General features: G+C 67.1%; 18 protein-coding genes and 3 tRNA genes. 11 read left to right on the top strand and 10 right to left on the bottom strand.

All coding sequences use genetic code 11. The features are described 5' to 3' along the window. Nucleotides 1-84 precede the first annotated feature (84 nt). From MKD50_RS13015 to MKD50_RS13000, 4 genes are all read left to right on the top strand, one after another. The gene (locus MKD50_RS13015; RefSeq protein WP_026200608.1) at nt 85-495 is read left to right on the top strand and encodes an integration host factor subunit alpha; all 411 of its coding nucleotides are present in this window, start codon (nt 85-87) and stop codon (nt 493-495) included. A gap of 116 nt (nt 496-611) precedes the next feature. Further along, nucleotides 612-1,037, top strand: a complete 426-nt coding sequence (locus MKD50_RS13010; protein ID WP_115706617.1) for a MerR family transcriptional regulator — start codon at nt 612-614, stop codon at nt 1,035-1,037. Nucleotides 1,038-1,092: 55 nt separating this feature from the next. Continuing rightward, nucleotides 1,093-1,169 (top strand) — tRNA-Pro (locus tag MKD50_RS13005). A gap of 187 nt (nt 1,170-1,356) precedes the next feature. Continuing rightward, nucleotides 1,357-1,497, top strand: coding sequence for a hypothetical protein (locus MKD50_RS13000; protein WP_172582630.1), 141 nt, complete (start codon nt 1,357-1,359; stop codon nt 1,495-1,497). A 15-nt stretch (nt 1,498-1,512) separates the two neighbouring features. On the opposite strand, the gene MKD50_RS12995 is transcribed toward MKD50_RS13000, so the two are convergent. The 3 genes from MKD50_RS12995 to MKD50_RS12985 form a co-directional block, all read right to left on the bottom strand. After that, on the bottom strand, nt 1,513-1,737 hold the full coding sequence (locus tag MKD50_RS12995; RefSeq protein WP_115706630.1) for a DUF2188 domain-containing protein: 225 nt from the start codon (nt 1,735-1,737) through the stop codon (nt 1,513-1,515). A gap of 269 nt (nt 1,738-2,006) precedes the next feature. Then, entirely contained in the window at nt 2,007-2,519 is a 513-nt protein-coding gene (locus MKD50_RS12990) for a cupin domain-containing protein (protein WP_252667296.1), read from the bottom strand. A gap of 44 nt (nt 2,520-2,563) precedes the next feature. Next, nucleotides 2,564-2,824, bottom strand: a complete 261-nt coding sequence (locus MKD50_RS12985) for a hypothetical protein (RefSeq protein ID WP_115706632.1) — start codon at nt 2,822-2,824, stop codon at nt 2,564-2,566. Between the two features lie 183 nt (nt 2,825-3,007). On the opposite strand from MKD50_RS12985, the gene MKD50_RS12980 reads away from it, so the two are divergent. The 3 genes from MKD50_RS12980 to MKD50_RS12970 all read left to right on the top strand — a co-directional run bounded on the left by MKD50_RS12980 (nt 3,008) and on the right by MKD50_RS12970 (nt 4,257). Beyond that, nucleotides 3,008-3,403, top strand: coding sequence for a hypothetical protein (locus MKD50_RS12980; protein ID WP_252667295.1), 396 nt, complete (start codon nt 3,008-3,010; stop codon nt 3,401-3,403). A 118-nt stretch (nt 3,404-3,521) separates the two neighbouring features. After that, a complete protein-coding gene (locus MKD50_RS12975; RefSeq protein ID WP_252667294.1) occupies nt 3,522-3,806 on the top strand; it encodes a hypothetical protein in 285 nt (94 codons plus the stop codon). A gap of 97 nt (nt 3,807-3,903) precedes the next feature. Then, complete coding sequence (locus MKD50_RS12970) at nt 3,904-4,257, top strand: hypothetical protein (RefSeq protein WP_115706635.1); 354 nt, start codon at nt 3,904-3,906, stop codon at nt 4,255-4,257. A 21-nt stretch (nt 4,258-4,278) separates the two neighbouring features. On the opposite strand, the gene MKD50_RS12965 is transcribed toward MKD50_RS12970, so the two are convergent. Beyond that, entirely contained in the window at nt 4,279-9,132 is a 4,854-nt protein-coding gene (locus MKD50_RS12965; protein ID WP_252667293.1) for an NAD-glutamate dehydrogenase, read from the bottom strand. Nucleotides 9,133-9,297: 165 nt separating this feature from the next. Continuing rightward, nucleotides 9,298-9,858: a winged helix DNA-binding protein gene (locus MKD50_RS12960; RefSeq protein WP_115706637.1), complete on the bottom strand. Its 561-nt coding sequence runs from the start codon at nt 9,856-9,858 to the stop codon at nt 9,298-9,300. A gap of 387 nt (nt 9,859-10,245) precedes the next feature. Between MKD50_RS12960 and scpC the strand changes: the two genes are divergently transcribed. After that, complete coding sequence (scpC, locus tag MKD50_RS12955; protein WP_252667292.1) at nt 10,246-11,763, top strand: succinyl-CoA:acetate CoA-transferase ScpC; 1,518 nt, start codon at nt 10,246-10,248, stop codon at nt 11,761-11,763. A gap of 68 nt (nt 11,764-11,831) precedes the next feature. Here the strand turns inward: scpC and MKD50_RS12950 are convergent, their stop codons facing one another. The 3 genes from MKD50_RS12950 to MKD50_RS12940 all read right to left on the bottom strand — a co-directional run bounded on the left by MKD50_RS12950 (nt 11,832) and on the right by MKD50_RS12940 (nt 13,909). After that, nucleotides 11,832-12,191: a hypothetical protein gene (locus MKD50_RS12950; RefSeq protein ID WP_115706639.1), complete on the bottom strand. Its 360-nt coding sequence runs from the start codon at nt 12,189-12,191 to the stop codon at nt 11,832-11,834. 324 nt (nt 12,192-12,515) lie between these two features. Further along, the gene (locus MKD50_RS12945) at nt 12,516-13,496 is read right to left on the bottom strand and encodes a tripartite tricarboxylate transporter substrate binding protein BugE (RefSeq protein ID WP_111519754.1); all 981 of its coding nucleotides are present in this window, start codon (nt 13,494-13,496) and stop codon (nt 12,516-12,518) included. 337 nt (nt 13,497-13,833) lie between these two features. Further along, a tRNA-Lys gene (locus MKD50_RS12940) sits at nt 13,834-13,909 on the bottom strand. Between the two features lie 142 nt (nt 13,910-14,051). On the opposite strand from MKD50_RS12940, the gene MKD50_RS12935 reads away from it, so the two are divergent. Then, the gene (locus MKD50_RS12935) at nt 14,052-14,960 is read left to right on the top strand and encodes a LysR family transcriptional regulator (RefSeq protein WP_252667291.1); all 909 of its coding nucleotides are present in this window, start codon (nt 14,052-14,054) and stop codon (nt 14,958-14,960) included. Between the two features lie 140 nt (nt 14,961-15,100). Next, nucleotides 15,101-16,489 (top strand): 8-oxoguanine deaminase, encoded by a 1,389-nt coding sequence (locus MKD50_RS12930; RefSeq protein WP_240074196.1) that lies wholly within the window; start codon nt 15,101-15,103, stop codon nt 16,487-16,489. Between the two features lie 87 nt (nt 16,490-16,576). Here MKD50_RS12930 and MKD50_RS12925 read toward each other — a convergent pair. Further along, a tRNA-Lys gene (locus MKD50_RS12925) sits at nt 16,577-16,652 on the bottom strand. A 227-nt stretch (nt 16,653-16,879) separates the two neighbouring features. On the opposite strand from MKD50_RS12925, the gene MKD50_RS12920 reads away from it, so the two are divergent. Continuing rightward, on the top strand, nt 16,880-17,143 hold the full coding sequence (locus MKD50_RS12920) for a DUF1488 family protein (protein ID WP_018006788.1): 264 nt from the start codon (nt 16,880-16,882) through the stop codon (nt 17,141-17,143). Between the two features lie 183 nt (nt 17,144-17,326). Here the strand turns inward: MKD50_RS12920 and MKD50_RS12915 are convergent, their stop codons facing one another. Further along, complete coding sequence (locus MKD50_RS12915) at nt 17,327-19,120, bottom strand: SulP family inorganic anion transporter (protein ID WP_252667290.1); 1,794 nt, start codon at nt 19,118-19,120, stop codon at nt 17,327-17,329. Between the last annotated feature and the right edge of the window lie 11 nt (nt 19,121-19,131).

Raw genomic sequence — 19,131 nt, 5'->3', positions numbered from 1 at the left:
TCGCCAGCACCGGCGGAGCACCATAAAAAAGGGCGCCCGGGCTCGCCCCGGGCGGATCGCCAGACAGACACTTGAGCGATCGACATGAATGATCGAGACGCGAATTCCATGACCGCTGCAGCACTGGGTGAGATGAGCGACCGGCAGGCATCCTCCCTTGACGATGCAATGCCGGACGCCCGCGCGACCGAAGTTCCCACGCTGACCAAGGCCGAGCTTGCCGAGATGCTGTTCGACCAGGTGGGCCTGAACAAGCGTGAATCGAAGGACATGGTCGAGGCCTTCTTCGATGTCATCCGCGAAGCGCTGGAGCAGGGCGACAGCGTCAAGCTTTCCGGCTTCGGCAACTTCCAGTTGCGCGACAAGCCGCAGCGGCCCGGCCGCAATCCCAAGACCGGCGAAGTCATTCCCATCACCGCGCGCCGCGTGGTGACGTTCCACGCCAGCCAGAAGCTCAAGGGCCTGGTCGAAGAACGCGCCGGCATCGCCGGCTGATCCGTCACCCGAACGGCGGATTGCTTCCCGAGGCCGGCATCGGTATTCTTCTGGGCGCGCGCGTGAAGCGCGCCAATCTCCTGGCCGGCATGGCCTGACGCTCGTCTACACACTGCATGTCGGACAAACCCAGCGACCGCATCGCGTTGCCGCCGATCCCGGCCAAGCGCTACTTCACCATCGGTGAGGTGAGCGAGCTTTGCGCCGTCAAGCCGCACGTGCTGCGCTACTGGGAGCAGGAATTCACGCAGCTCAAGCCGGTCAAGCGGCGCGGCAACCGCCGCTACTACCAGCACCATGAAGTCCTGCTGATCCGCCGCATCCGCGAACTGCTCTACGAGCAGGGCTTCACCATCAACGGCGCGCGCAATCGACTCGACGAAGGCCGTCATCACAGCGCGGCCACGGCAACGCAGGAATCGATCGAAGCCGGCGTGGAAAAAGCGGCGGCATTGTCGGTCGACATCGCCGGCCTGCGCAATGCGCTGGTCGACGTGCAGCACCTGCTGGCGCAGCTGCGCGAGATCGCGAAGCGCGGATAATTTCCACGTCAGGAGCTAGTCATACGAGAAATGCTTCTGTTATAATCTTTTGCTTCGGGGCGTAGCGCAGCCTGGTAGCGTACCTGCATGGGGTGCAGGTGGTCGGAGGTTCAAATCCTCTCGCCCCGACCAGACAAAAAACCCGCTTGGTAAATCGCCAAGCGGGTTTTTTTATTTCCGTGTCCCGGTGGCAAACGCGTGCTACTTCGCGCCTGCAACGAGCGTGGTCTCAGCGTGAGCGCAGCCATGGCCGTTTTTCGATTCAGCCCGTTGCACCTATAGTTGTGGCACAGTGGACTTCAAGGCGACGGAGGCTGTAATGAGCGACAAGGGCAACGGGATCGTCGGCACAACATGCATTGCCTTGGCAGTAGCCGGCTTGGCACTGACCGCATCGCTGGTGCTTGCTTATTACGCGACGCGTGCGCGTGTGGAAGGGCAGCGCGCCGGCGGCGGCTGACGCGCTGCGGATTGTTCAGCCTTTGATATCGCGTGGATCGTTGCCAAAGCTGTTGCGCATCCGGATGCGGCCGTCACGGCCATGGACGAGCAGTTCTGCCTGGAGTTGCCGGGCTTTCTCGGTGCCCGCGGCGATCGCGTCTTCTTGCGTCGCGTAGAGTTGGCGCCCGCCCGCGCCGTCTTCGGATTCAATGGCCCAGCCGTTGTCGAGCGGTACGACGTGGATGTTCTTGGCCGGCATGGCGCACCTCCGTGGTGGAAGATGCCCTAGTCTCCACGCTGCTTCAAGCGGCCGGTATCGGTGACCGTCTGACAGCTCCGGTGCCGATTGCGACGCAGTGCGCATGTAGTGCCGATAACAATGTGATGGCGCGGGCCTGAAATCAGAAAAGGCGCCCGGATACCGGGATGCTCGGGACATGGCGCCGACGCAGGCGCACGTAGACTGGCGGGGCTGTACTCACCAGCCCGCCCGCACCCCGCCGCGGCGGGCTGTTTTTTCGTGCGGCGCTATCGGAGCAGCCGCTGCCACCGTAGGTCATGTCCGTGTCCGCGCACGAGCCCGGCAAGCGTCGCCGCGCTGGCCAGTTCGAACTCGCTGAACTGGAAGGCCGGGGCCACGGTGCAGCCGACCAGCGCAAAGTCCTCGAGGTCGCCGGTGTCCGCGCGTTCGGCGGCAAACCACTGGCCGCCCGGCACCAGCGCCTGGAAGGCCGCGCCGGGATGCCGCAGCGGGTCGCCCAGGCGCTGGGTGACGATGGTGCCGTCGACGATACGGTGCACGTCCAGCGGGGTGCCGGCGTGGTAGTGCCACAGCTCGTCGGAGCGGATGCGGTGCCAGGCGGAATAGTCGTTGCCGCAAAGCATGTAGTGGATGGCGGTGCAGGCTTCGCGCGTGCGTCCGTCCTGGCATGCGACGCGTTCCTCGCTGCGATAGGTTTCGCGGTAGTAGCCGCCTTCCGGATGCGGCCGCAGGTCGAGTGCGCGGATCAGCTGGCGGGCGGTCGGGCTCAGGTCTGGCATGGGGGCATGGCGCGGGGCGCATGGGGGGAATGGGAAGGGGTAGCTTAAAGCAGCGCAAAGCGCGCCTGCGCGGGGCCGACCAGCGCCGGGCGGCTCACCGGATAGCGGTGGCGCATGCCTTGCGCCTCGAATGAGAGGAAGTCCGGGGTCCAGCGCAGCGACTGCAGCTGGCGCGGCTCGATGCCGTCGACCAGGATGGCGCCCGCGTTGACGCAGACGCTGCCGCAGCGCAGGCGCACGGATTCGGTGTCGTCGCCGAAGTAATAGGCTTCGAGCAGGATGGAATCGGACTGGTACAAGGGCATGGAAGTGTCCCGATACTGTATGGATGTACAGTATAGCCGCGGCATGCCGTTCGGTCATCCTCCCGATTCTCAATTTCGGCCCTCGGTGCGCAGGTACGTGATCGCTGCCTGGTATAACCTGAAACCGGTGACAGTCTCACGACGCTGTCTTGCCGCGACCACCGGGTCGCTACAGGAGATGCCATGGCTGGAAGCGGAAGCAAAGCCTGCTGGTTCGGCCTTGGCGTGCTGCTTGGCGCGGCGGCCGGGGGCGCCTTGGCGCGGTCTGCGCTGTCGGCGCGCACGGCCGCTGGTCAGCGCGAACCGCGTCAGTCCGATGCGCCACTGCTGCCTGCCGATGTCACCGCGGACCAGGTGCTGACCGATGCCGCCACTGACGTGCTCGAGTACCGCGGCTTCGTCATCCACGTGTTCTGCCATGCGCTCGGCATGGGGCGGTTCAAGGCGCTGTGCGATATCTGGGAATCGGGCGCGGTGGTGCTGGAAGGCGGGGCGCCGCCGACCACCCATGCCACGCCGGACGAGGCACGGGCCGCGGCGATTGCGTGGGCGCAGCAATGGGTGCAGCGTAATGGTTGAAGCGCGGGGCCATCCCGGCCGACCGGCGCAATCGGCGGCAAATCGACCCGCTGGCGCGCGACAGGCCTGATAATCGCGTCGGTGCCGAGTCGATCGGCACGATCCTCCAGGAGAATTCATGTTTGTTTGTGGGAACCAGGCTTGCGGCGCCAACTGGGAGCCGGACGAGGTGCAGATCCGCGATGAAGGGCAGGGACTGGTGTTCCGCTGCCCGCAATGTGGCGCGCGCAACCATGTCGTGGCGCGCACGGCCAAGGATGGCAGCACGGCCTATCGCCAGGTACCCCCCAGCGCAGCGCAAAAGGCACCGGCGCAGCGGCCCGCCGGAGCACGGCCGAAGGCGCCGGCGAAGGGACCGCGGCAGGCACCGGCCCATGGCCGCGCCAAGCCCGCATCGCGCTGACCGGCCGCGGCGGCAGCCCGTGTTACCCCACCTGTGTGGGGTCAAATTCACATCGTTGGCGGCTTAAGCTAGTTTAGGCAGGACCGTTAAACACAACATGGACTTTGCCGACCTTCCCAACGACCCCGCTTCCAATGCCGAGCGCATGGGCTGGGCCAACGCTTCGCCCGAAGTTATCGCGAAGGTGTTGAACTCGGCGCTGGCGGCGCAGGACCTGTCCGGGTTTGCCGCGCTGCTGTCGGACATCGCGCGCGACCGCGGCCTGAAGGGCGAGCGCGCGGCGCACCAGTCGATCTACGACATGCCGTACGCCAGCCTGTTGCCGCGGCAGAAGCACCTGCTGTCCGATGCCTTCGAGCTACTTGTCCTGCTCGGCCTCGAGCTGCGCCCGCGCGGCGCCGATGCCGACGCGGATCTCGGCGCTGACCCTGACGCTGACACCGACGAGTAAGCCGCCACGCATCCGGCGCGGCTAGCTTCGCTCCAGCATGCCGATCTCGCGCACCGCGACCGACAGCATCGACAGCCCTGCCGCCCCCGACGCGCGCTGGTCCGCCAGCATGCGCGTGAAGCGTTCGAGTGCGCCGTGGCGGCTGGCGCGCCAGGCGTCGATCATCGCTTCCGGCGAGGCCTGGTCCCCCGCCTGCGACAGCACGCTGACCGTCAGCGCGCGCTTGAGCCGTCCCAGGTCTTCCAGCGTGGTGGTGCGTGCCAGCAGGTCCCAATGGGTGTCCGATGGCAGCGCCAGCGCGCGTTCGCGCAGCCAGCTGAAGCTCAAGTGGCTGTCCAGCGCGAAGTAGACCCCGGCCACCAGGTCCAGGCTGCGCTCGCACGCCGTGGCCACTTCGGCGATGTCTAGCGCCGCGGCAGAAATCTCGCTGCCGGCCACGCGCGCGGCCAGCGTCTCGCCCACCCCCGCCTCGATCAGCGCCCCCGTATGCTCGGCCAACGCCGCGGCATCGGCTTGCGGCAATAGTTGCGGCAAGCGTGGCCCCAGCCACTGTGCCGCCTGGGCAAAGCGCGCGAGGTCTTCGGTGGCGCTGCTGCCGCTGCGCAGATAGCGGATGAACCACAGGCATGCGCGCTCCAGCAGCAGCGCCACCGAGCCGAACATGCGCGCCTGTTCGGCGTCGGCCACGCGATTGTCGAGCGCGTCGATCTCTTGCCATAGCGCGGTCAGCCCGAACACGTCGCGCGCGATCAGGCACGCGCGCACGATATCGGCGGGTCGCGCATCGGTTTCTTCCATGATCCGGTGCACGAAGGTGGCGCCGATGCGATTGACCAGCATATTGGTCAGGTGCGTCGACAGGATCTCGCGCCGCAGCGGATGGCGCTGCATGGCCTCGCCGTAGCGCTGGCGCAGCGGCACCGGGAAGTAATCCGCGAGCAGGCCGGCGACCAGCGCGTCCTCGGGCACATCGGAGCCCAGCAGTTCGTCGTACAGCCACATCTTGCTGTAGGCCAGCAGCACCGCGCGTTCGGGCGAGGTCAGCCCTTCGCCGGCCAGCTTGCGCTCGGCAATGTCCTCGTCCGACGGCAGGAATTCCAGCGCGCGGTTCAGCCGCCCGGCGCGTTCCAGCCAGCGCACCAGGCGTGCCTCGCCGTCGAGCAGCGCGCCGCTGCTGCGGCCAGCCACCGACAGCGCCTGGGTCTGGTAGTAGTTGTCCTGCAGCACCAGCAGGCCGACTTCGTCGGTCATCTCGGCCAGCAGCTTGTTGCGCTGCTTCTCGGTCATCTCGCCGTCGGCGACCACCAGTCCAAGCAGGATCTTGATATTGACCTCATGGTCGGAGCAGTCGACGCCGGCCGAGTTGTCGATCGCATCGGTATTGATGCGGCCGCCCTTGCGCGCGAACTCGATGCGGCCCAGTTGCGTAAAGCCGAGGTTGCCGCCTTCGCCGACCACCTTGCAGCGCAGTTCGTTGCCATTGACGCGCACCGAATCGTTGGTGCGATCGCCCGCCTGCAGGTGCGTCTCCTGGCTCGACTTGACGTAGGTGCCGATGCCGCCGTTGTAGAGCAGGTCGACCGGCGCCATCAGGATGGCGTGGATCAGTTCGGCCGGCGACAGCGCCCTCGCGGTGATGCCGAGCACCGCCTGCACCTGCGCCGACAGCGGGATGGTCTTGGCGGTGCGCGGATAGATCCCGCCGCCGGCGGAAATCAGCGTGACATCGTAGTCGGCCCAGCTGGAGCGCGGCAGCCCGAACAGCCGCGCGCGTTCCTGCAGGCTGCGCGCCGGGTCCGGATCGGGGTCGAGGAAGACGTGGCGGTGGTCGAACGCCGCCACCAGCCGGATATGCGGCGACAGCAGCATGCCATTGCCGAACACGTCGCCCGACATGTCGCCGATGCCGGCCACGGTGAAATCCGTGGACTGGATGTCGACGCCCATCTCGCGGAAATGCCGCTTGACCGATTCCCACGCGCCGCGCGCGGTGATGCCCATTTTCTTGTGGTCGTAGCCAACCGAGCCGCCGGACGCAAAGGCATCGCCCAGCCAGAACCCGTACTCGGCCGAGATCGCATTGGCGAAGTCCGAGAACGTGGCCGTGCCCTTGTCGGCGGCCACCACCAGATAGGGGTCGTTGTCGTCGTGGCGCACCACCTCGGGCGGCGGCACTAGTTCGCCGCCGACGAGGTTGTCGGTCAGGTCCAGCAGTCCGCGCAGGAAGGTCTGGTAGCAGGCGACGCCTTCGCGCAGGAAGGCGTCGCGGTCGGCCGGCGGCGGCGGGCGCTTGACCACGAAGCCGCCCTTGGAGCCGACCGGCACGATCACCGTGTTCTTGACCATCTGCGCCTTCATCAGGCCCAGCACTTCGGTACGGAAGTCCTCGCGCCGGTCCGACCAGCGCAGCCCGCCGCGCGCCACGCGTCCGCCGCGCAGGTGCACCCCTTCCACGCGCGGCGCGTAGACCCAGATCTCGAACATCGGGCGCGGCTCGGGCAGGCCCGGCACCAGGGCCGGATTGAACTTGAACGACAGGTACGGACGCGGCTGGCCGTCCTCGCCGCGGTGGAAATAATTGGTGCGCACGGTGGCGTTGATCACGCCAAGGAAGAGCCGCAGGATGCGGTCTTCGTCGAGGTTGGGCACCTTGTCCAGCGCCGTGCCGATATCGGCCAGCAGCTTGTCGCAGCGCGCCTGGCGCGCGGTGTCGGCGGCCACCTGGCTGACGGTGTCGAAGCGCGCCACGAACAGCGCCACCAGCATCGCGGCAATGCCCGCATTGCCGGTCAGCGCCCGTTCGATATAGGCGTCGCTGAAGGTCGAACCCACCTGGCGCAGGTAGCGCGCGTAGGCGCGCAGGATTGTCACGTCGCGCGCGGCCAGTTCGGCGCGCAGCACCAGGCGGTTGAGGTCGTCGTTCTCGATCTCGCCGTGCCATGCGCGCGCGAAGGCGTCCTCGAACAGCGCCTTGACGCGCGCGATGTCGAACTCCGCGGCGCTGCTGCCGTCGGCGATTTCGAGTCCGAAGTCGTGCACCCATAGCGGTGCGCCGCTGTCGGGCTCGATCAGGTAGGGGCGCTCTTCATCGACGCGCACGCCCAGGTGCTCCAGCATCGGCAGGCTCAGCGACAGCGCGATCGGTTCGCCGGCGCGGTACACCTTGAAGCGGAACGCACCCGGCGCGGCTTCGATCGGCCGGTACAGGTTCATCGCCATGCCGTTGCCGCGCACCGCGTGCTCCATCAGCTCGATATCGCGCACCGCGGTGCGCGCCGGATAGTCTTCGCGATAGCCGGCGGGGAACGAGCCGCCATAGCGCTGCAGCAGCCGGTTGCCGTGCTCTTCGCCGTGGCTTTCGTGCAGCGCTTCGGCGAGGTCGTCCTGCCAGCGGCGGCTGGCATGCACGATGCGCGCTTCCAGCTCTTGCGTGTCGACTTTCGGCATGGTGCCAGGCTCGCCGCGCACGATCAGCTGGATGCGCGCCAGCGGCGATTCCGACAGCAGCGGCGTGAACTCGCAGCTGGTGCCGTGGAAGGCCGCGGTCAGCAGCTTCTGGATCTTCTGGCGCAGGTCGGTGTTGTACTTGTCGCGCGGCACGAACACCAGGCACGAGACAAAGCGGTCGAAGCGGTCGCGCCGCACGAACAGCCGCGTGCGCTGGTGTTCCTGCAGCCGCAGGATGCCGGTGGTGATGTCGAACAGCTCGTCCTCGGTCGCCTGGAACAGTTCGTCGCGCGGATACTGTTCCAGGATCGTGACCAGCGACTTGTACAGGTGGCCCTTGGCGAGGAAGCCGGCGCGCGCCAGGATGTTGGCGCACTTGCGCCGCACCAGCGGGATGTCGGCGATCGGCGCCATGTAGGCGGTCGAGGTATACAGGCCGACAAAGCGCCGCTCGCCGAACAGCTGTCCGTTTTCGTCGAGCAGCTTGACCCCGACGTAGTCGAGATAGCCGGGCCGGTGCACGGTGGCGCGCGAATTGGCCTTGGTCACGAAGATCGGCGAGCTGCCTTCGATGATTGCGGTGGCCGCCGCGGGCAGCGGGGTCAGGTCTTCGGCGTCGGGCTCGCGCAGGCTTTCGCGCAGGATGCCGGCGCCGGAGCCCGCCACGCCGCGCAGGAAGTAGCGCCCGTCGCGCGCCACCAGCTGGTAGTCGCGCTGTCCCAGGAAGGAGAAATGGTCGTCCATCATCCATTCCAGGAAGGCGCGCGCCTCGACGCTCTCCGCTGAGGCCGCGTCCGGCGCCTGCGCCATGGCGCCGATAGTGGCGCGGGTGATGTCGCACATCTTCGGCCAGTCTTCCACCGCGGCGCGCACGTCGACCAGCACCTGCGAGATACCGTTGCGCAAGGCGTCGAGGCGCGACGACTCGCCGGTGCGGTCGATCTCGAAATGGATAAAGGACTCCAGGCGCGAATTGTCGCCACCCTCGCCGGCGCCGGCAGGGGCGATCCGCTCGATGCCGGTGCCGCCGCGCCAGACCCGGAACACCGGATGGATGGCCGAATGCAGCGCCAGGCCCTGGCGGTTGATCTCCATGGTCACGGAGTCGACCAGGAACGGCATGTCGTCGTTGACGATCTCGACCACAGTGTGGTCTGAGTGCCAGCCGTGCTCTTCCAGATTGGGGTTGTAGACGCGGATGCGCGCGCTGCCGGGGTTAAATTTCTGCGCCGTCTGCCAGTGCGCCATCACGGCGCCGTACAGGTCGGCCACTTCGCGCCGCAGCAGGTCTTCGGCGTCGGCCTGGTCGTAGTAATGCTGCAGGAAGGGCTCGACCACGCTGAACATCGCCGCCGGCAGCCGCCCGCGTGCAAAGTTGGTCAGTTCGTCCAGCAGGTGCGCGATCTTGTCTTCGTTCTCCTGCGGCATGTTCCCCTCCTCGCGGTGTCGATGGGTCGCCGGGGCATGTGCCGGGGCATGCTCATACTTTAGGAAAAATCCGAGTGCCCGGCGCAACAAAGTGGCGGGTACTGGCGATGGCGAGGGAGGGAGCACGGACGGGTCCCGGCGGCGAGCCGCGGGACCCGGGCACGCTTAGAAGCGCGTGGCGAGGCTGGGGCAGGAAGACGGGCGGTGCGCGACCGGCGGCAGGCCGGGGCAGGGCAGCGGCTGGATATGCTGGCTGGGCCGTTCCTGCCGTGGGGCCTCGGAGACGGCCCTGACCTGGCGCGAAGTATGGCTGTCCAGCGTGGATTTCATCCGGTCCAGCAGGCTGCCCAGCGCGGCACGCTCCTGCGAATTGAAGGCCGCGACCGAGACGCTGTGCAGCGCGCTCAGCGCCTGCGCGGTACGTTGCACGCGCGCCGTGGCGCCTTCGGCGATGCGGGGTGCCACCGTCGCGGTGTATTCGATCCAGCCGTCGCGGCGCAGTTCGTCGAGCATGGTCTCCGATTGCGCGGCTTCGAGCGGCATCGGACCGGTCAGCGGCAAGCCGCGCTTGAAGGCACCCTGGCGGATGGCCCGCAGCAGCAGCCACTGGGAATAGTTAAGGCCCGAGGCGCGCAGGGTCTGGTCCAACGCACCTTGCCAGGCGGTGACTGCGTCAATCAGGGCAAGGACAACCGGCTCGCTGGGTTCGAGGGGTCTTGGCTGCATGAATGGCGTCTCCTGTTGTGTTTTGCCGCCACCGCAATGCACAGGCACCCGCAGGGGTGCAAGGGGCCGGAGCATGGCCGGCCCGGGCGGCACGGCCGCCGCAGCCTCTGGGGCGGGCTGGGTCGACCGAACGGCGAGACTAACAGAAACTTTTGCCAGTTTTGTGACAACTGCGGGAATGTCCTGAGCCGGTACCGCGCAATAGTGCCGCCTGCTGCGCGTCATTCGCCAGATTATGAAAAAAGCGACTTGAATGAATAACTTTAAATCATCGCTGGAATAGGCGTGGCTGGCTACACTGCCTGCCGGAGACCCCCCAACCAGCCGCCAGGCCAGCACGGGGCAAACGGCGCAGGCACGGGCCGGCCGTCAGACCGGAGATCAAAGATGTACAAGGAACGCATTCGCCTGGCCAGGCTGCATGACAAGGTAGTGTCGGCCGACGAAGCCGCCGCGCTGATCCGCGACGGCATGACGGTAGGCATGAGCGGATTCACGCGCGCGGGCGACTGCAAGGAAGTGCCGTTTGCGCTGGCGCGGCGTGCGGCCACCGAGCCGCTGCGCATCACCCTGATGACCGGCGCTTCGCTCGGCAATGACATTGACCGGGTGCTGGCCGAGGCCGACGTGATCGCGCGCCGCCTGCCGTTCCAGTCCGATGCCACGCTGCGCCGCAAGATCAATGCGGGCGAAGTCATGTTCATCGACCAGCATCTGTCCGAGACCGTCGAGCAGTTGCGTTCGGGCCAGATCGCGCCGGTGGACGTGGCGGTGGTCGAAGCGGTGGCGATTACCGAGCAGGGCGGCATCATTCCCAGCACCTCGGTGGGCAATTCGGCCAGCTTTGCCATGCTGGCGCGCAAGGTGATCGTCGAGATCAACCTGAACATGCCGCTGGAGCTGGAAGGGCTGCACGACATCTATTTCCCGGTGCAGCGTCCGTACCGCCAGCCGATCCCGCTGATCGCACCCGCGCAGCGCATCGGCCTGCCGTATATCCCGATCGATCCCGAAAGGATCGCGGCCATTGTCATCACCGCCAAGGACGACAGCCCGTCCAACGCGCTGCCGCCGGATGCCGGCACCAGCCAGATCGCCGGCCATCTCAATGAATTCCTGCTGCGTGAAGTGCGCGCCGGGCGGCTGTCGCCGTCGCTGCAGCCGCTGCAGGCCGGCATCGGCACCATTGCCAACGCGGTGCTGCACGGGATGGTCGCGTCGCCGTTCCGTGACCTGCAGATGTATTCCGAAGTGCTGCAGGACAGCACCATCGAGCTGCTGGATGCGGGGCGCCTGGCCTTTGCCTCGGCCTCGTCGGTGACGCTCACGCGCGAGGTGTACCAGCGCTTCCTGTCGAACCTGGACCGTTACCGCTCGCGCCTGCTGCTGCGGCCGCAGGAAATCAGCAACCATCCGGAGATCCTGCGCCGGCTGGGGCTGATCACCATCAACACGGCGCTCGAGTGCGATCTCTACGGCAACGTCAACTCGACCCATGTGGGCGGCACGCACATGATGAACGGCATCGGCGGCTCGGGCGACTTTGCCCGCAATGCGCACCTGTCGGTGTTCGTGACCAAGTCGGTGGCCAAGGGTGGCGAAATCTCCAGCATCGTGCCGATGGTGGCGCACGTGGACCATACCGAGCACGACGTCGACATCATCGTCACCGAGCACGGCCTGGCCGACCTGCGCGGCCTGGCTCCGCGCGAGCGCGCACGCACCGTCATCGCCAACTGCGCCGACCCGCAATACCGCGACCTGCTGGGCGACTATTTCCGCCGCGCCTGCGCGCATGGCGGCCAGACCCCGCACCTGGTGGAAGAGGCGCTGTCCTGGCATGCCGCCTTCCGCGACCGCGGCACCATGCAGGCGGCGCGGCCGGCACCGGCGCTGGCGGCTTGAGCCCTGGCCACCCCTGAAACAAAACAGCCCGCACGCGCGGGCTGTTCGTCTGCCTGGACGAAGGCGGGTTACTGCGCCTTGGTGCCCTGGCTGGCGGGCGCCTTGGCGCCATCGGTGTAGGGATCGGTCTTGCCCGCCTTGGCGCCGTCGGTGTACGGATCGTACTTGCCGGCCTTGGCGCCATCGGTGTTCGGATCGAACTTCTTGCCGGAGCTGTTCAGCTCCGACTTGGTCGATTGCTTGGCGCCGTCGGTGTACGGGTCGAACTTGCCGGACTTGGCCGCACTCTGGTTCGGCCCGGCCTTCTTGGTGTGGCTGCCGCTGTAGAGATCGCCGCCATCGGTGTAGTTCTTCTGCGCGTAGGCGTGGGTCGCGCCGAGCGCGGCCAGGGCTGCAACGATCAGGGTCGAAACGGACTTCTTCAGCATCTTGCTATCCTCGCGAATGACGGTCGCGCAGCGCCTGCGCGAAACCGGTTTTGGGGCCGGACGTTTGCCGGTCGAATGCCGGCGCGGTGTTGCGGAGCACCCGGTAAATGTACCGAGTCGGCGCATGTCCGCAAAGTGAAAGTTTCTTCTAAACGTATTGAACGTTACCGGCGGGACGGGCGTGCTGTGCGGGATCAAATGCCGCGGAAATAGGAAGACTCTGAGTGGTGCGCGGCGCATTTTCGGACACCGCCCGTAAAAAAAACCGGCTGCCGTGGCAGCCGGTTTTCCCGGTGCGGAAGCGGCTGATGCCGCCAGGCCGGCTTATTCCAGCGTGATGTTCTGGTCGCGCGCGATCTTCTTGCGCAGGTCCAGTTCGCGCTTGATCTGCGCGGCGTATTGCTGCGGCGTGTTGCCGTCGGTGTAGGCCCCGCTGTCGGCCAGGCGGCGCTTGACGTTGGGATCCTGCAGCGCCTTGACCGCGGCGTCGTGCACGCGCGTGATGATTGCCGCCGGCGTGCCGGCCGGGGCCACCAGCCCGTACCAGGCCATGTTGTTCATGTCCTTCATGCCGGCTTCGGCAAAGGTCGGCACGTCGGGCAGCCCCTCGACACGCTTGGGCGCCGCCACCGCCAGCGCGCGCAGCTTGCCGGCCTGGATATGCGGCATCGACGACGGCAGGTTGTCGAATTGCGCGTTGACCTGGCCCGCCAGCGTGTCGTTCAGCGCCGGGCCCGATCCGCGGTAGGGGATATGGACCATGTCGGTCTGGGTGATGTCCTTGAACAGTTCCCCATCCAGGTGCGAGATGCTGCCCTTGCCGGCCGAGGCGTAGCTGTACTTGCCTGGGTTGGCCTTCAGCATCGCCACGAATTCCTTCAGGGTCTTGGCCGGAACCTTCGGATTCACCGTCAGCACGTTGGGCACGTTGACCAGGTTGGTGATCGGCGCGAAGTCCTTGAGCGGATCGTACGGGTTCTTGGGATTGGTGGCCGGGTTGGTAGCCATGGTGCTGACCGTGGCGATGCCCAGGGTGTAGCCGTCCGGCGCGGACTTGGCCAGTGCGTCGGCACCGATGGCGCCACCGCCGCCGCCGCGGTTTTCAACCACCACCGGCTGGCCCAGTTCCCGGCCCAGGCCGTCGGACACCGCGCGCGCCACGATATCGGTGGTGCCGCCGGCCGCGAACGGCACGATCAGGCGGATCGGCTTGGCAGGGTAGGACTGGGCGTGCGCCAGGCCGGCGTGGGCCAGGCCGAGGGCCGCGATGCATGCGGCTGCGCCGGCGTTAAGGACTGCTTTCAAGGAGGGCCTCCATTCTTCTTTCACTGATGCGCCAGCCAGGCTGCAGGCGTGTCCGCGGATCTCCTACGGCTCCGCGTCCGCGCGGTCAGATCTTTCCGGGCTGGCATGACCGGGCCGTGCCGGGATGCGGTACGGCCGGCGCCTTGCGATAGTTCCGCGATACGGAACTATGTTCCACAATGGCGCCGGAGCGATTCAACCGGGAAAGCGCCTGCAAGGGAATTGGTGAGAACCCGCGTATCAAGAATCGGGCTGCACTGCCGATCGCGCGCGTGGTCGGGACGCAAGCGCCAAAGCAAAAAGCCGGAAGCAAGGCTTCCGGCTTTTCTGAATTCGCTGGTGGGGCGTGAGTGACTCGAACACTCGACCTACGGATTAAGAGTCCGCTGCTCTACCAACTGAGCTAACGCCCCAACGAAGAAAAAGATTGTAGCAAGGTATCGGATGCGGCGCAATAGCCTTTGCGGCATTTTTTGTGATGCGCTGCCGCTACAATGCCAGGCCGCCGTCATGTGCCTCGGCCCTCCACCCGAACCCACCTGTTTGCCCGGATCCATGCACGCCAGAGTCCTACGCTATCTCGATGAGGTCGTCCGCCGCGGTTCCATCCGCAAGGCGGCCGAGCACCTGCATGTAGCACCGACTGCGGTCAACCGGCAGATCCTGGACCTGGAGGCGGAATTGGGCGCGCCGCTGTTCGAGCGCATCAACAAGCGCCTGCGGCTGACGCCGCTCGGCGAGATGGTGCTGGCCCACGTCCGCCAGACGCTGCGCGAGCACGACGCGCTGCGCGAGCGTATCGAGGACTTCAAGGGCGCGCGCCGGGGCGAGGTCACGGTGGCGGTGACGGCCGGCCTGGCGGGCTCGCTGATGCCATCGCTGGTGCATGACTTCCGCCAGCGCTATCCGGGCATCGTGGTGCGCGTCAACGACCTGCCGGTGGGCGACATCGTGGCGGCGGTGGAGCAGGGCGATGCCGATCTCGGGCTGGGCTATGACCTGCCGGAACTGCCGGCGTTCCGCGCGCTGGCCAGCAGCGACTGGCAGATCGGCGCGGTGGTGCCGCCCGACCATGCGCTGGCGGCACGGCCATCGGTGCTGCTGAGCGAATGTGTCGGCTATCCGCTGATCCTGCCGGCACCGTCGTTGTCGATCCGCGGCATCCTCGACGCGGCTTTTGCGCGCAATGCAATCGAAGTCTCGCCGGTGGCGGAGTCGACTTCGACCGTGCTGATCCGCCAGCTGGTGCTGCTCGGGACCGGCATCGCGCTGCTGAACCCGCTCGACGTGATGGAAGAGCGCGCGCGCCAGGCGCTGGTGTACGTGCCCCTGCGCGACCGCCACCTGCAGGCTCAGACGCTGACGCTGGTGGCCCGCGCCGGCGGCCAGCTCAGCGCCGCGGCGGGGCTGATGGCCGAGCGCATCGGCGACGCGCTGGCGACGCTGTTCGCCCAGGCCCGCTGAGGCGGGCTTCTGGTGGATGTCCACTTTTTGTGGACAGGCTGCTCGGAATTCTATGCTTGGGAGGCGGCACCGCGCCGCCGTAGACTGGCGGCGAACGTATCTGCCCTCAATCCCATCCGCTTCACAGAAGGAATTCCGCCATGACCCTGATTGCCCTCAATGCCGACGTCCTGGTGACCATGGACGCGCAGCGCCGCGAGATCCGCGACGGTGCGCTGGTCGCCGAAGGCCCCGCGGTGCAATGGGTCGGCCCCACGGCCGAGTTGCCGCCGCAATACCGGCGCATGGTCGACGACGGCAGCGCGCAGGTGCTCGACATGCGCGGCCGCGTGGTCACGCCCGGGCTGGTCAACACGCACCACCACATGTACCAGAGCCTGACGCGCGCGGTGCCGGCGGCGCAGGATGCCGAACTGTTCTCGTGGCTGACCAACCTGTACATGCTGTGGTCGCACCTGACGCCGGAGATGATCGCGGTGTCGACCAAGACCGCGATGGCCGAGCTGATGCTGTCGGGCTGCACCACCACCAGCGACCACCTCTACCTGTTTCCCAATGGTTCGCGCCTGGACGATTCGATCGCCGCGGCGCAGGAGATGGGCATGCGCTTCCATGCCGCGCGCGGCTCGATGAGCGTGGGCCGCAGCAAGGGTGGCCTGCCGCCGGACGCCGTGGTGGAAGAAGAGGCTGCCATCCTGCGCGACAGCCAGCGGCTGGTGGAGCAGTACCACGACAGCGCGCGCCACGCGATGCTGCGCGTGGTGCTGGCGCCGTGCTCGCCATTCTCGGTATCGCGCGACCTGATGCGCGAATCGGCGGTGATGGCGCGGCACTACGGCGTGTCGCTGCATACGCACCTGGCCGAGAACGACAACGACATCGCCTATTCGCGCGACAAGTTCGGCCTGACGCCCGCGCAGTATGCCGAAGACCTCGGCTGGGTCGGCCGCGACGTGTGGCACGCGCACTGCGTCAAGCTGGACGACGAAGGTATCGCACTGTTCGCGCGGACCGGCACCGGGGTGGCGCATTGCCCGTGCTCCAACATGCGTCTGGCATCGGGCATCGCGCCGGTGCGTGCCATGCGCGATGCGGGCGTGCCGGTGGGGCTGGGCGTGGACGGCAGCGCGTCGAACGACGGCGCGCATATGCTGGGCGAGGCGCGCCAGGCGATGCTGCTGCAGCGGGTCGGCTACGGGCCGGCCGCGATGAGCGCGCGCGAGGCGCTGGAAATCGCCACGCTGGGCGGCGCGCGCGTGCTCAACCGCGATGATATCGGCGCGCTTGCGCCTGGCATGTCGGCGGACTTCGTGGCCTTCGACCTGTCGTCGGTCGGCTTTGCCGGCGCCGGCCACGACCCGGTGGCGGCGCTGGTGTTCTGCACGCCGGCCAATGTCGCGGCCAGCGTGATCAATGGCAGGGAAGTAGTGCGCGACGGCGAGTTGCTCACGGCCGACCTGCCGGCGGTGCTGCTGCGCCATCGCGCGCTGGCTCGCACGCTGTTCGAACGGGCCAGCATCGGCACTTGACGAAGTACCGCAGCGCATCCGCGCTGCCTGCAGCGACCAAAGCAAAAGGCCGGAAGCATTGCTGCTTCCGGCCTTTTTTGTATTCGCTGGTGGGGCGTGAGTGACTCGAACACTCGACCTACGGATTAAGAGTCCGCTGCTCTACCAACTGAGCTAACGCCCCAACGAAGAACGAGATTCTAGCATGATTTCCGGCGCTGTCAATTGCCTGACGCAATTGCCATGGCAAGCTGCGCGCAGGCGCCCCGCGTGCGTATGGGTCGGCCGACGGAACCGAACGGCGGTCGCGATGGTCTTCCGAATGAACCCGCTCGCATAGGGTTCTACCCATACGATTTTGCCGGAGCCATGTTAGGATGTTTCTCCACTTGCATATGGAGGGCTGCACCGATGGATATCAAATTCCAAGAGCAAGAGCGCTACGACATCAATAACGAAGGCTTGTTGTTCCAGGCACTTGTCAATGGCGAGAAGGTGACTTGCGTGGTGACACGCGAAGCACTGTGGGAAGGTTTCAGCGCCGACCAGGTGCTGTCACTGGAAGAGGCATTCCGCGCCGGCCGCGAAACCATCGAACGCGCCGCCGTGGTGCTGATCGAGCAGGGCGCACCGCAGCCTATCGTCGTCAAGCGCGCCCACGTGGCGCCAATCTGATGCGGATGGATGCCCCGGCCAGCCCCAGGCAAGCCGCGGGCGCCCATCCGGAATCAGGTAGCAGAGCATAGGCCGTCCGGCCTTGCATGCCAGCCGGCGCCGCCGGCGCAGGTAATCCCCGTTTCCGTTTTTGTTTTTTTGCCGCCGTAATCGTGGCGAAGCGCGCCTGTGCGGGCGCTCCGTTCATGGCTGCGCGGACTCCGCCGGCGTCGGCGTGACGCCTGGCCGTGACGCGCATTCCTCGAAGATGCGCACCGTGCAGCGGGCGCAGACGTCGGGCGACAGCTGACCGATGATGGTGTGCAGCGCCTGCCGCTTGGTCGGGAACACATGGTCCGCGCCGAGCTTGTCGGTAAAGCCGGTCTGCGCCCAGGTCTGCAGCACCTGCGTGCGCGGACGGTGGAAGTACAGGTCGCCGCCGAGCGCGCGGCGCTCGCTCAGCTCGTATTCCCACATTTCCGCGCCGGCGAGGTCGATGAAGTTCATGCTCTTGGTCATCGCCAGCAGGTGGGTCTGGCCGGCATCGACGGTGCGCAGCCAGTGCAGGCGGTCGGTCACGTATTGCACCGCGCCGAAGTAGATCGCACCCTCCATGCGCAGCAGCTTGAGCTGCGGGCATTCCGGCTGCGGCCGGCGCAGCTCGTCCAGCGGCGTGAAGCGCCGGCCGGGGTCGTCGGCATCCGGCACCAGGCTGCGCACGGCGGGCCGCGAGGTGCGGTACAGGTAGGCCACCAGCGACAGCACGGTGCCGAGCAGCACCGCCATTTCCAGCCGGATCACCAGCGTGGCGGCAAAGGTGCCGATGGCTATCGCGAACTCGGTGCGGCTGAGCGTGAAGATGCGGCGCAGCCGCGCGATGTCGAGCAGGCCCCACGCCACCAGCAGCAGCATCGCCGCGATCGCCGCCATCGGGATCTGCGCCAGCAGCGGCGCGCTGACCGCGACCAGCGCCACCAGCCATAGCGCCGAGAACACGCTCGCCAGCGGCGTGCGCGCGCCGGCCTCGAAGTTGGGCACCGAGCGGTTGAGCGAGCCGCACGAGATATAGCCGGAAAAGAAGCCGCCCGCGATATTCGACAGGCCCTGGCCGATGAACTCGCGGTTGGCATCGATATGCTGGCCCGAGCGCAACGCCACCGCCTTGGCGATCGAGATCGACTGGCCCAGCGCGACGATGGTCAGCGCCGCGGCGATGCCGAGCAGGTCGGGCAGCTTGCGCCAGTCGACGTCCGGCACCTGGAAGTGCGGCAGCGCCGACGGAATCGGCCCCACCACATCGACGTGGTGCCCGCCGGCCTGGTTCAGCAGCAGCGCCACGCCATAGCCGGCCAGCAGGCCCAGCAGCATGAACGGCAGGCGCCGCCACAGCCGCTTGCACAGCAGCGTCACCGCCAGCGTGACCGCGCCCACCATGGCCGCATCCCAATTGATGGCATCGGCATGCTCGAACAGATGGCGCAGCACGCCGAAGGCGCTGGTGCCGGTTGGCACCGCCAGGCCGAACAGGTCCTTCAGTGCGTACAGGCCGATCAGCGTCGCCGCGCCGCAAGTAAAGCCGAGCAGCACCGACGGCGAAATAAAGTTGGCCAGCGAACCCAGCCGCAGCGTGCCTACCGCCAGCTGCATCGCGCCCACCACGATGGTCACCGCCAGCGCCAGGCCGATATAGGCCGGGCTGCCCGCGAACGCGAGCGGGCTCAGCATCGCGAACAGCGCCAGCGAGTTGGCGTTGGTCGGCCCCGACATGACGTGCCAGCTGGAACCGAACAGCGCCGCGACGATGCATGGCACCACCGCGCTGTAGATGCCGTACTGCGGCGGCAGGCCGGCGAGCGTGGCGAACGCCACTCCCTGGGGCAACACCAGCACGGCGCCGAGCAACCCTGCCACCAGGTCGGCGCGCAGCGTGGTCGGGTCGACGCGCTGGCTCCAGGGGAACAGGCGCGGCAGCAGGGATGCGGTGGTAGGCGAAGGCATCGGCAAGAGAC

The sequence above is a fragment of the Cupriavidus mimosae genome, from assembly GCF_023952485.1.
GTDB lineage: Bacteria > Pseudomonadota > Gammaproteobacteria > Burkholderiales > Burkholderiaceae > Cupriavidus > Cupriavidus taiwanensis_C.
This window is presented reverse-complemented; position numbering and strand designations above follow the sequence as displayed.

Coding starts and splice junctions, on each gene's coding strand:
- MKD50_RS12990 (WP_252667296.1), bottom strand. CDS start 2,519: ATGCCAGACCTGAGCCCGACCGCCCGCCAGCTGATCCGCGCACTCGAC.
- MKD50_RS13015 (WP_026200608.1), top strand. CDS start 85: ATGAATGATCGAGACGCGAATTCCATGACCGCTGCAGCACTGGGTGAG.
- MKD50_RS12920 (WP_018006788.1), top strand. CDS start 16,880: ATGGATATCAAATTCCAAGAGCAAGAGCGCTACGACATCAATAACGAA.
- MKD50_RS12930 (WP_240074196.1), top strand. CDS start 15,101: ATGACCCTGATTGCCCTCAATGCCGACGTCCTGGTGACCATGGACGCG.
- MKD50_RS12965 (WP_252667293.1), bottom strand. CDS start 9,132: ATGCCGCAGGAGAACGAAGACAAGATCGCGCACCTGCTGGACGAACTG.
- MKD50_RS12970 (WP_115706635.1), top strand. CDS start 3,904: ATGGACTTTGCCGACCTTCCCAACGACCCCGCTTCCAATGCCGAGCGC.
- MKD50_RS12975 (WP_252667294.1), top strand. CDS start 3,522: ATGTTTGTTTGTGGGAACCAGGCTTGCGGCGCCAACTGGGAGCCGGAC.
- MKD50_RS12915 (WP_252667290.1), bottom strand. CDS start 19,120: ATGCCTTCGCCTACCACCGCATCCCTGCTGCCGCGCCTGTTCCCCTGG.
- MKD50_RS12985 (WP_115706632.1), bottom strand. CDS start 2,824: ATGCCCTTGTACCAGTCCGATTCCATCCTGCTCGAAGCCTATTACTTC.
- scpC (WP_252667292.1), top strand. CDS start 10,246: ATGTACAAGGAACGCATTCGCCTGGCCAGGCTGCATGACAAGGTAGTG.
- MKD50_RS13000 (WP_172582630.1), top strand. CDS start 1,357: ATGAGCGACAAGGGCAACGGGATCGTCGGCACAACATGCATTGCCTTG.
- MKD50_RS12995 (WP_115706630.1), bottom strand. CDS start 1,737: ATGCCGGCCAAGAACATCCACGTCGTACCGCTCGACAACGGCTGGGCC.
- MKD50_RS12935 (WP_252667291.1), top strand. CDS start 14,052: ATGCACGCCAGAGTCCTACGCTATCTCGATGAGGTCGTCCGCCGCGGT.
- MKD50_RS13010 (WP_115706617.1), top strand. CDS start 612: ATGTCGGACAAACCCAGCGACCGCATCGCGTTGCCGCCGATCCCGGCC.
- MKD50_RS12980 (WP_252667295.1), top strand. CDS start 3,008: ATGGCTGGAAGCGGAAGCAAAGCCTGCTGGTTCGGCCTTGGCGTGCTG.
- MKD50_RS12950 (WP_115706639.1), bottom strand. CDS start 12,191: ATGCTGAAGAAGTCCGTTTCGACCCTGATCGTTGCAGCCCTGGCCGCG.
- MKD50_RS12960 (WP_115706637.1), bottom strand. CDS start 9,858: ATGCAGCCAAGACCCCTCGAACCCAGCGAGCCGGTTGTCCTTGCCCTG.